The organism is Candidatus Contendobacter odensis Run_B_J11 (assembly GCF_000531125.1).
Lineage (GTDB): Bacteria > Pseudomonadota > Gammaproteobacteria > Competibacterales > Competibacteraceae > Contendibacter > Contendibacter odensensis.
This window is the reverse complement of sequence record NZ_CBTK010000064.1, coordinates 13,481-25,125: the sequence shown is the minus strand read 5'-3', so window position 1 is coordinate 25,125 and position 11,645 is coordinate 13,481. Positions and strand designations below refer to the sequence as shown.

The 11,645-nt window shown below is 57.1% G+C and carries 9 protein-coding genes; all 9 read left to right on the top strand.

Annotated features, from left to right (window positions below; all coding sequences use genetic code 11):
- Positions 1-5 precede the first annotated feature (5 nt).
- The 9 genes from BN874_RS05370 (at position 6) to hemN (ending at position 11,232) form a co-directional block, all read left to right on the top strand.
- Positions 6-716: a response regulator gene (locus tag BN874_RS05370; protein WP_034431383.1), complete on the top strand. Its 711-nt coding sequence runs from the start codon at positions 6-8 to the stop codon at positions 714-716.
- Positions 716-2,125 (top strand): ATP-binding protein, encoded by a 1,410-nt coding sequence (locus BN874_RS05365; RefSeq protein ID WP_034431382.1) that lies wholly within the window; start codon positions 716-718, stop codon positions 2,123-2,125. Before BN874_RS05370 ends, BN874_RS05365 begins: the two co-directional genes overlap by 1 nt.
- Before the next feature lie 861 nt (positions 2,126-2,986).
- On the top strand, positions 2,987-4,279 hold the full coding sequence (urtA, locus tag BN874_RS05360; RefSeq protein ID WP_034431381.1) for an urea ABC transporter substrate-binding protein: 1,293 nt from the start codon (positions 2,987-2,989) through the stop codon (positions 4,277-4,279).
- 108 nt (positions 4,280-4,387) lie between these two features.
- Positions 4,388-6,004 (top strand): urea ABC transporter permease subunit UrtB, encoded by a 1,617-nt coding sequence (urtB, locus tag BN874_RS05355; RefSeq protein ID WP_034431380.1) that lies wholly within the window; start codon positions 4,388-4,390, stop codon positions 6,002-6,004.
- 3 nt (positions 6,005-6,007) lie between these two features.
- Entirely contained in the window at positions 6,008-7,099 is a 1,092-nt protein-coding gene (gene urtC, locus BN874_RS05350) for an urea ABC transporter permease subunit UrtC (RefSeq protein ID WP_034431379.1), read from the top strand.
- Positions 7,096-7,917, top strand: coding sequence for an urea ABC transporter ATP-binding protein UrtD (gene urtD, locus BN874_RS05345; protein ID WP_051497460.1), 822 nt, complete (start codon positions 7,096-7,098; stop codon positions 7,915-7,917). The genes urtC and urtD overlap by 4 nt, the downstream gene beginning before the upstream one ends.
- On the top strand, positions 7,904-8,674 hold the full coding sequence (locus BN874_RS05340) for an ABC transporter ATP-binding protein (protein ID WP_034431378.1): 771 nt from the start codon (positions 7,904-7,906) through the stop codon (positions 8,672-8,674). Before urtD ends, BN874_RS05340 begins: the two co-directional genes overlap by 14 nt.
- A 257-nt stretch (positions 8,675-8,931) precedes the next feature.
- The gene (gene prmB, locus BN874_RS05335) at positions 8,932-9,837 is read left to right on the top strand and encodes a 50S ribosomal protein L3 N(5)-glutamine methyltransferase (protein WP_034431377.1); all 906 of its coding nucleotides are present in this window, start codon (positions 8,932-8,934) and stop codon (positions 9,835-9,837) included.
- Positions 9,838-9,849: 12 nt separating this feature from the next.
- Positions 9,850-11,232, top strand: a complete 1,383-nt coding sequence (gene hemN / locus BN874_RS05330; RefSeq protein ID WP_034431376.1) for an oxygen-independent coproporphyrinogen III oxidase — start codon at positions 9,850-9,852, stop codon at positions 11,230-11,232.
- The last annotated feature ends 413 nt before the right edge of the window (positions 11,233-11,645 follow it).

Below are 11,645 nucleotides of genomic sequence, written 5' to 3'. Positions count from 1 at the left end.
CATTAATGAGCGACCATCTTCTTATCGTGGACGATGATCCGGATTTACGCGAGTTACTGGCCGATTATCTGGGTCGCAATGGCTTTCGGGTCAGCGGCGTGGCCGACGGTCGCGGGCTGTGGGCAGCATTGGAACAGGCGCCGGTCGATCTGGTTATCCTCGATCTGATGCTGCCCGGCGACGATGGCCTGGTGCTGTGCCGCACCCTGCGCGCCCGCTCGCCGATCCCGATTATCATGCTAACCGCCCGTGGCGACGATACCGACCGCATCGTCGGGCTGGAAATGGGCGCCGACGATTATCTGCCCAAGCCGTTTAACCCGCGTGAACTGCTGGCGCGGATCAAAAGCATCCTGCGGCGTGCCCGCAGTCTCCCCACCGAACCGGGCGAGACGCGGCGCTTCCAGTTTGCTGGCTGGACCCTGGATGTAGACGCTCGCCAACTGGTCGCCCCGGATGGGGTGCTGATGCCGCTGGGTGCGGGCGATTACCGCTTGCTGCGGGTGTTCCTGGAACATCCGCAACGGGTATTGAACCGCGATCAATTGCTGGATCTGACTCAGGGCCGCGAAGCGATGCCGTTTGATCGCAGCATTGACGTACAGGTCAGCCGGTTGCGCCGGCGCTTGCGCGACGACCCGCGTGATGCGGCGCTGATTAAGACGGTGCGCAACGAAGGCTATGTGTTAGCCGCTCAAGTCCATCGGGAATTTTGATGCCACTCTTGCCGCAATCGCTGTTTGGTCGCCTGCTGCTATTTCTGACCAGCGGTTTGGTGCTGGCTCAGTTGCTCAGCGCCGCGATCCTGCTGCAAGACCGGGATCAGGCGCTTTATCACGCGATTGGTGGGCATGTCGCCCAGCGGATCGCCGCTATCGTTAATCTGCTCGATACCCTGGACGATGCTGAACGGCGGCGGTTGGTGACTGCGCTGGATTTGCCGCCCACCCGGCTCAGCCTGGACCTGCCCTGGCAAAGCGAAACGGAACCGGATGAGCGCTATCACACCACCCTGTTCCGCGCTCTGCTCAAGCGCCAGTTGGGACCGGATCGCCCGTTCCAATTGGAAATCAACGACGACTTGCCGCCTCCACCCCCGCCGACCCATCGTCCACGCTGGAATTCATCTGAGCGACCTGACGGGGTAACCCGACCACCACCGCACGAGCGGATGCAGGCCATGATGCTGGGACTGCGTAATTTCGTGGTGCAAATCCGCTTGCGTGATGGCGCCATAGTTACGTTCCAGCAGGTATTGCCGGAGGAAGTGATCGCCTGGCCGGCGCGATTGCTGCTGATCCTGCTGGTGCTTCTGGTTTCGGTGGCGCTGCTGGTGGCCTTGGCGGTGCGCACCCTGACTCGACCGCTGAGCATTCTAGCCGATGCCGCCGCTGAATTGGGGTGCGACATCCGCCGCCCGCCGCTGAATGAAACCGGACCGCTGGAAGTCCGCCGCGCTGCCCAGGCGTTCAACACCATGCAGCAGCGATTGATCCGCTACATCGAGGATCGCGACCGCATTCTGGCCGCTGTGTCTCACGACCTCAAAACCCCGATTACCCGGCTGCGATTGCGTACTGAGTTATTGGACGATTCGCCGCTGCGCGGAAAATTTCAGGCTGATCTGGACGATATGCAGCGAATGGCGCAGGCGTCGCTGGATTTTCTGCGCGGCGGTGAGTACACCGAACCGATGGCGTCGCTGGATCTCAATGCCTTGTTGGAATGCTTGCAGGAAGACGCCGAAGATGCCGGGCAGGAGGTTCGTATCGCCAGCGTGGCGCAGCAACCGCTGCTCTGCCGACCGCTGGCGTTGAAACGCTGCCTGAGCAATCTGGTAGACAATGCGCTGAAATATGGTCACCGCGCCGAAATTACAGTGGCGGATACGTCGGAGCGGCTGGTGCTGACGATTCGGGATGACGGGCCAGGGATTGCAACGACAGCATTGCAACGAGTGTTTGAACCGTTTTATCGGCTGGAAGGCTCGCGCAGTCGCGACACCGGCGGCACCGGTTTGGGATTGAGCATCGCCCGCAATATCGCCCGCGCTCACGGTGGCGAACTGACCCTGCGCAATCATCCCCAGGGAGGGTTGGAGGCAGTGCTGGAACTGCCGCGCTGACCAGGGTGGCGGTCAGGTAGTCTTTGGACCGATGTCCCTGGGCAATGATGGTCTCGCCAAGGTTCGACAAGTTCACCACGAACGGCTTACCTGAATGGCGGTGGGGCCTCGTGAACAATCAAGCCCTAATAGTGATATTGAACTCGGCTGAATTTAAGCCCATCCAATAGGCTAACCACTGACATGCACAGGACTCGACCTTTTCAACAGAGGATTCTTCCACCGTGGTCTTGACGATGAAATGTCTATTGTTGCGACTTGTAAATTCGACTCGGTATGTGTTCATTGATGATTCTCCTGACCGATGTGCTTTGAGAACAAGTCCATGCACGTTGCAGACCATGAGCTATAGCGCTGGCTGTATATCTCAATCTATCGGCTGTTTTATATGATTTATAAGCCCGTTCCGCAGTCATTGCGCTAATTTAGTACGTTGCATTTCACAATCCGGGATTTTGTACTTTTATCCTCAGTGCCGGGTAATACGGGGATCAGGGAATCTATGTCGGAGTGGCGCTCGTTCTTGACGGGCGAATGCCACGCACTGAATCCTGGCGGATTCTTGACAGCCGATACCCGGTAAAATCTGCGTGGGTTGCGGGCATTGAATCAGGCCCGCGCTGGCGCATAGCGCCCCATTTCCGCGCACGCATTGACCAACACGCCCTATTTTGCATCGTGCTCATCGAGTTTATGCCCTATTACAGGGCATATGAGGTATAACCTACTCAGTTCATCCAACTTTACCAACGGCAACTTGTTAATAAACATCAATATTATAGCTTGGCACAGTCCTTGATAGCCACATGCCCAAGTTTGCGGATGACGCAGACGGGTTAACCACAACATTGAGGGCTGCGCATGACGAACAAATTGTCGAAAATTCCCTATTGGCTGCTGGCCGGCACGCTGACGCTCAGTGCCACGCTGGCTCACGCCGCCGACACCATCAAGGTTGGTGTCCTGCATTCCCTGTCCGGCACCATGGCGATCAGCGAAACCACGCTGAAAGACACCGTATTAATGCTGATTGACGCCCAGAACAAGAAGGGTGGCCTGCTTGGCAAGAAGCTGGAGGCGGTGGTGGTAGACCCGGCCTCGAATTGGCCGCTGTTCGCTGAAAAAGCGCGTGAACTGCTGCAAAAAGACAAGGTGGCGGTGGTCTTCGGCTGCTGGACTTCGGTCTCGCGCAAGTCGGTATTGCCGGTATTCGAGGAATTGAACGGGATCCTGTTCTATCCAGTGCAATACGAGGGCGAGGAGTCATCCAGGAATGTGTTTTACACCGGCGCGGCTCCAAATCAACAAGCGATCCCGGCAGTGGATTATCTAATGAAGGATTTGGGCGTGAAGCGCTGGGTATTGGCCGGTACCGATTACGTCTATCCCCGCACCACCAACAAGATTCTGGAAGCTTATCTCAAGGCTAAGGGGGTCAAGGAAGAGGATATTATGATCAACTACACCCCGTTTGGTCATTCGGATTGGCAGTCCATCGTCTCCGACATCAAGAAATTCGGTTCCGCTGGCAAGAAGACCGCTGTCGTTTCCACCATTAATGGTGATGCCAACGTGCCGTTCTACAAGGAGCTGGGTAATCAGGGCATTTCCGCCAAGGATATTCCAGTCGTTGCGTTCTCGGTGGGTGAAGAAGAATTGTCCGGTATTGATACCAAGCCGCTGGTGGGTCATCTCGCCGCCTGGAATTACTTCATGAGCGTCAAGGGCAAGGCTAATGATGCCTTTATCAAAGAGTGGCACGACTTCATCAAGAACCCGAAGCGGGTAACCAACGACCCGATGGAAGCCACCTATATCGGCTTCAATATGTGGGTAAAGGCGGTGGAGAAAGCCAAGACTATTGACCCGGATAAGGTGATCGGAACCATGGTCGGTATCGAAGCGCCGAACCTGACCGGCGGCACCGCCAAGATGCTGCCCAATCACCATCTGACCAAGCCGGTGCTGATCGGCGAAATTCAGGCTGACGGTCAATTTGACGTGGTGTGGAAGACCAAGGGTTTGGTGGAAGGCGACGCTTGGTCCGACTTCCTGCCAGGTAGCAAGGACATCATCGCTGACTGGACCGCACCGATTAAGTGTGGCAACTACAACACTGTCACCAAGACCTGTTCGGGTCAAAACTTCAAGTAAATTAAGCCCGCTTTTCACTCCCGCATTGATGCTCCTCCCCCTTGGGGAGGAGCGGGGGTGAGGGCGGCGCTGGAACTCCTTCCACCTCCCTGATCATGAGGATGCCCCATGCCTTCCCGCACGTTGATTCGCGCCGGGTTCCTCACCTTTGCGCTCACGCTACAGGTTCTGTTGGGTGTTGTACCCGCCCATGCCGCCGATGATGCGGCTGTGCAGGCCACGCTGGTACAGTTGCGCGATGCCGATTTCGACGGCAAAGCCGAGTTGGTCGAAACACTGGCCGCCTCGAACCATCCTCGGCTCGCCCCGATCCTGAAAGCTCTGTACGACAGTCGGTTGTACTACCAGGAAGAGAATAATCGCACCGTCATCGGCCTGAACGATGCGGCGGAAATCACCATTGAGGATGCCGTGACCGGGGCAGCCCTGGGAGCGGTGAGCAAGCGCAGTCTGGATCGGATTACCGCCAATAACCGCCTGCGAAGTCTGATTGAGAATCGATTGGCCAGTCTGGGACTCGCCAGCGCCGATTCGCAACAGCGCAAGGCGGCAGTTGAAGCCTTTATGCGCAATCCCGATCCGTCCGGCGCTGCACCCTTGCGGGAACGCTTAGCCGTAGAAACAGATGGCGGGATTAAGGAATCGCTGACGCTGGCGCTGGCATTGGCGGATTTAGCCAGTGATGACGCTACGGTTCGCGCCACCGCTGCTACTGCACTGGGCGGTCAGATGCAAACCGAGATTCGCGGCCGGTTGACCCGCGTAGCCGCCGATGATAGCGATGCCAATGTGCGCGAGGCCGCCAAGAGCGCCCTAAGTCGCACCGAGTTTCGCCTGCAGTTATTAGGTTGGGCCGAAACCCTGTTCTTCGGATTGTCGCTGGGGTCCGTGCTGATTCTGGCTGCGATTGGGCTGGCGGTGACTTTCGGGGTAATGGGGGTGATTAACATGGCGCACGGCGAATTGATGATGCTGGGCGCTTATACCACTTGGTTGACCCAGCAATGGCTGCCAGTCAACTGGTCATTGCCGGTGGCGGTGCCGCTGGCCTTCCTGGTCACTGCGCTGGTGGGTATCGCTATTGAGCGCGGCATCATCCGTTTTCTCTACGGGCGCCCGCTGGAAACCCTGCTGGCTACCTTTGGCGTCAGTCTGATTTTGCAACAGGCGGTACGCTCGATCTTTTCGCCTCTGAATCGCTCGGTGGCGGCTCCGGACTGGATGAGCGGCACCATTTTGCTCGGCCCGCTGGAAGTCACGCTGAACCGGCTGGTGATCGTCGGTTTCTGTATTGCGGTATTCGCGCTGCTGTGGCTGGCGTTGCAACGCACCCGTTTGGGCTTGGAAGTACGGGCGGTCGCGCAAAATCGGGCGATGGCGCGGGCGATGGGGGTGCGCTCGGCACGGGTGGATGCGCTGACCTTTGGTCTGGGCAGCGGCATTGCTGGCGTTGCCGGTGTTGCATTGTCGCAGTTGACCAATGTTGGTCCCAATCTCGGCCAGAGCTACATCGTGGACTCATTCATGGTGGTGGTGTTCGGCGGGGTCGGCAATTTGTGGGGCACGATGGTGGCCGGTTTGTCGCTGGGCGTCGCTAACAAGCTGCTGGAACCCTGGACGGGTGCGGTGCTGGCCAAGATTGTGGTGCTGGTATTTTTAATTCTGTTTATTCAGAAACGGCCACGCGGTTTATTCCCGCAACGGGGCCGGGCAGCGGAGGTTTAACTGATGCGCTTCCCTCGTTGGTTGCTCTCCGACCGTACCGGATTGGTATTGCTGGCCGTATTGATGATCATCGGTATTGGCGTGCCAGCACTGAATCTGCTAGTGCCGCCGGATCATCCGCTGCATCTGACGGCTTACACCGTCACATTGCTTGGAAAATATCTGTGCTATGCCCTGCTGGCGGTATCTATTGATCTGGTATGGGGCTACATGGGTATTCTCAGCCTCGGTCACGCCGCTTTTTTCACCTTGGGCGGCTACTGTTTTGGCATGTATATGATGCGCCAAATCGGTACCCGCGGGGTTTACGGCGATCCGGTGCTGCCTGATTTCATGGTGTTTTTAAATTGGAAAGACCTGCCTTGGTATTGGCACAGCTTCGATATGTTCTGGTTTGCGGCGCTGATGGTGATGGTCGTGCCGGGGCTGCTGGCTTTCATCTTTGGCTGGTTCGCCTTTCGTTCACGAGTATCGGGCGTTTATCTGTCGATTATCACTCAGGCTTTGACTTATGCGCTGATGCTGGCTTTCTTCCGCAATGAAATGGGTTTTGGCGGCAATAACGGCCTGACCGATTTCAAGGATATTCTGGGCTATTCAATCCATGCCGATGAGACTCGGATCGTGTTATTTGTCTTATCAGCGCTGGCTTTAGCGGGTGGTTATCTTGCTTGCCGTTGGCTGGTATCTACCCGAATGGGACGGGTTTTAGTCGCGATCCGCGATTCCGAAGATCGCACCCGCTTTCTCGGCTATCGGGTGGAACAGGTCAAGACACTGGTTTTCACCTTTTCAGCGATGCTGGCGGGAGTGGCCGGGGCGCTGTATGTGCCGCAAGTCGGCATTATCAATCCCGGTGAATTTGCGCCTTTGAACTCGATTGAGGCGGTGATTTGGGTGGCGGTCGGCGGGCGCGGTACCCTGGTCGGAGCGGTGGTCGGGGCAGTGCTGGTCAATTACAGTAAATCCTGGCTGACCGCCGCCTTGCCGGAGGTGTGGCTGTTCGCCCTCGGCGGGCTGTTCGTAGCCGTCACCCTCCTCCTGCCTTATGGGTTGATCGGACTGTTGCGCCGCCGTCGGGAGACCGCATCATGAGCGAGCTGATTTTTGAACCGGAGGCTGCGGGTATGCACACCCCGGTCGCGCCGGTGGATGCGACGCACGGCATTCTGTTGTATCTGGAAGGCGTCACCGTGAGCTTCGACGGGTTCAAGGCGATTGATAACCTGTCGCTGTATATCGGCGACGGCGAATTGCGCTGCATCATCGGTCCCAACGGCGCTGGCAAGACCACGATGATGGACATCATCACCGGCAAGACCAAGCCGGATGCCGGGCGAGTGTTCTTCGGCCAGACCATTGATTTGCTCAAACTCGACGAACCGGCCATTGCCCGCATTGGCATTGGCCGCAAGTTTCAGAAACCGACCGTGATCGAACCGCTGACCGTGCTGGAAAATCTGGAACTGGCGATGTCCGGCGCTAAACGGTTGCGCGGGCTGATGACCACCCGGATGAGCGGCGAAGAGCGCGACCGGATTAGCGCCGTGCTGGACCAGGTCGGCCTGAACGAGCAGGCGCAACGTCTCGCCGGGGTACTGGCGCACGGTCAGAAGCAATGGCTGGAAATCGGGATGTTGCTGATGCAGGAACCCCGATTGCTGCTGGTCGATGAGCCGGTCGCCGGGATGACGCCGGCGGAAATGGAGCGCACCGCTGAACTGCTCAAATCATTGGCCGGCAACCACTCCGTCGTCGTGGTCGAGCACGACATGGGCTTCGTCCGCTCCATCGCCGATCAAGTGACCGTACTGCATCAGGGGCGGGTGCTGGCCGAAGGGCGGCTGGATGAGTTGCAGGTCGATCCCTTGGTCATTGAGGTCTATCTGGGAGGCGAGGATGCTCACCATTGAAGCGCTGAATCAGTATTACGGCGAATCCCATACTCTGTGGGATCTTGATCTGGAGGTGCCGAGCGGCGCTGTGCTCTGTTTGATGGGCCGCAACGGCGTCGGCAAAACCACCTTGCTGAAATGCATCATGGGGTTGTTGCCGATTCGCTCTGGGCGGGTCGCCTTTCAAGGCGAAAATCTGATCGGGTCGGCGGCGGAACGGCGCGCTCCGCTCGGCATCGGCTATGTGCCGCAGGGCCGGCAGATCTTTCCGCTGCTGACGGTGGAGGAAAACCTGAAAATCGGCCTGGCGGTCAATCCGCGCCGGCCACGACAAGTGCCGGAGTTGATCTACGAAATGTTCCCGGTGCTCAAAACCATGCTCAAGCGGCGGGGCGGCGATCTCTCCGGCGGACAACAGCAGCAGTTGGCCATTGGCCGCGCCCTGGTGCTGGAGCCGAAGATGCTGATTCTCGACGAGCCGACCGAGGGCATTCAGCCCAACGTCGTGCGCGAAATTGGCCGGGTCATTCGTCGCCTGAACCAGGAGCAAACCGACCAGATTCGCGAGCAGGTCGCCATCGTCCGCGAAATCGGGACGGCCATCCGCCGGGTGAATGAGGAACAGGGCATGACCGTGTTGCTGGTCGAGCAAAAGTTGCCATTCGCCCGTTGGGTCGCGCAGCAGTTCTGTATCGTGGATAAAGGTCGTCCGGTAGCGACCGGGGCGATGGCCGATTTGGACGACGGCCTGGTGCGACAGTATTTGACGGTGTGATTACAAGCTTGCTCCTGCCGGCCCGCGCTGAAGTCGGCGTGGGCTGCTCCTGCCTCAGCAACCTCAAGCGCCTGCCGATCACGACCTGAAGTCGATGCTGGGCTTTCGCGTCAGCTTCCTAAAAAGGCTCCACGCCTTACCCGAAAGGTGATTTCCTGAGTATCATCGGAAAGTGATGTTGATCAGCCGTTGCCGGCGTTCAATCACTTTGCTCCCGCTCTCCGGGAGAAGCCGTTTCCACTGCGAACCCGACTCCGATGACCGACCACGACAATGTTTTGCCCTATCTACGCACCCTGCGCGACCTGATCCGCTGGGGCGCCAGCCAGATGAACGCAGCCGGTTTGCACTTTGGCCACGGCACCGACAACGCCATTGACGAAGCCGCCGCGCTGGTATTGCACGCGCTGCATCTGCCCCCGGATTTGCCCGCTGAATATCTGCAAGCGCAACTGACACCGCCCGAACAGCAGGCAGTGTTGCATCTGTTGCAGCGGCGTATCGCGGAACGCAAGCCCGCTGCTTATCTGACCCAACGCGCCTGGTTTATGGGCCTGCCGTTCTATGTGGACGAACGGGTGCTGATTCCGCGTTCGCCGCTGGCGGAATTGATCGAGCGGCACTTTTCCCCGTGGTTGCCAGACAGCCGGCAGGTGGGCGACATTCTGGATTTGGGAACCGGCAGCGGTTGTATCGGCATTGCCTGCGCCTATGCGTTCCCGGATGCGCGGGTAGATTTAGTGGACATTTCCACCGAGGCGCTGGAGGTGGCGCGGCGCAACGTGGCCGATCACAGTCTGGAGGATCAAATCGGGGTGATTCAATCCGATCTGTTCTCAGCTTTGAAGGGTCGCTATTACGACCTGATCATCAGCAATCCACCCTATGTTGCTCTGGCTGAACTCGACACTTTGCCGACGGAGTACCATCACGAACCCCGGTTGGGTTTGGTGGCCGGTGCGGAAGGTTTGGATATGGTGGAGCAGATTCTGCTCCAGGCCGCCGACTATCTGAAACGTGACGGACTGCTAATCGTTGAGGTCGGTAACGCCCAGTATGCCTTGTGCGAGGCGCTGCCAGAGGTGCCTTTCACCTGGCTGGAATTCGAGCGCGGTGGGCAAGGGGTGTTTCTGTTGAACGCCGCACAATTGCGCCAGTTATAAGGAGGGTCGCCCGTGGACACCGCCATCATTTTTGATTTGACCCTGATTCACAAATACGATCAGGCCGGTCCCCGCTACACCTCCTACCCGACTGCGGTGCAATTTCACGACGGCTTTGGTGCGGACGAGTATCGGGAGCAGGCTATCGCCAGCAATGCCAGTGGCAGACCGTTGTCGTTGTATTTTCATATCCCGTTCTGCGACACAGTGTGTTTCTATTGCGCCTGCAATAAAATTGTCACCAAGAATCGCCGTCATACTACGCCTTATCTCGATCATCTCTACCGGGAACTGGCATTACAGGGTGCTTTATTTAATCAAGAGCGACCTGTTACTCAATTGCATTGGGGTGGCGGTACTCCCACTTTCATTAACAGCGATGAAATGCGTGAGTTAATGCGAGTTACCGGAGAGCATTTCCATCTATTGGACAGTGATAGCGGCGAGTATTCGATTGAAGTAGATCCCCGTGAAACCGATGATCATACGGTGGCGCTGTTGCGCGAACTTGGTTTCAATCGGCTGAGTTTGGGAGTGCAGGATTTCGATCCACAAGTGCAGAAAGCGGTCAACCGCCTTCAATCTAAAGAGATCACGCTGAAGGTAATGGAGGCGGCCCGCCACGAAGGGTTTAAGTCGATTAGTGTGGATTTGATCTACGGACTTCCACATCAAAGCGTCGCTGGCTTTAGCCGTACCGTAGCCGAGATTATTGCCCAGAATCCCGACCGAATTTCAGTGTTCAACTACGCCCATCTGCCGGAGTTATTCAAGACCCAGCGCCAGATTGATGCCAGTGCCCTGCCGCCACCCGCAGTGAAGCTGGAGATTCTAAAAGCGGTGATTGAGCAATTGACCGCAGCGAGCTATGTCTACATCGGGATGGATCACTTCGCCAAGCCGGATGATGAACTGGCATTAGCGCAGCAAGCCGGAACGCTCTATCGCAATTTTCAGGGTTATAGCACTCATGCGGATTGCGATCTAATCGGTTTCGGCGCGACTTCTATCGGCATGGTCGGCGATAGTTACAGCCAGAATCTGAAGGGTTTGGAAGAGTATTACGCCCAGATTGATGATAATCGGTTGGCCGTGTTTAGAGGAGTACGGTTGAATGCCGATGACCGCTTGCGGCGGGCTGTGATCACGGCGCTGATCTGCAACTTTACTCTCGAGTTCGCTGCAATTGAGCGCCAGTATGCCATGGTGTTCGGCGACTACTTTGCGATGGAATTGGCGGAACTGACAGATATGCAGGCTGATGGCTTGCTGAAACTGGATACTGCCGGAATTCGGGTATTGCCGCCTGGTCGGCTGCTGATCCGCAATATCTGCATGGTGTTCGACCGCTATCTGCGTGCGCAGAAGCAGCAGCGGTTTTCACGGGTGATCTAGGGTCGTTCGCCAACCCCGTCGTTCGCTGTCTTCGTGTTGTTTCCTCGGTAAATGTTTCTGTGATGGCGATGGATTGCGGCGTGGGCTAGAGCATCAGCTTCATCCAGCCTGTTGATCCTGGTGAGTAGCGTGCGCTGTGTTCGCCCAACCTGTCATTCGGATCACACGAAAATTTACAGGATGGAACTTATTCCACAACCTGTAAGTGAGCGCTATACTAATGTGGGCTAATGGGCAGAATTCCCCTGCTGCTAATGTGCCTCCCGCCTTTGAAAAAGGGGAAATTGAGAGGACTTTGTGGCTGGATGCGATTACAGCTCATCGAGAAGCGCTATATCAAGTGATAGTCATTCTTCTCGTCAATTTTATAACCCAGCTAACTGGTACGATAAAAAAACTGTTTAACAATTTAG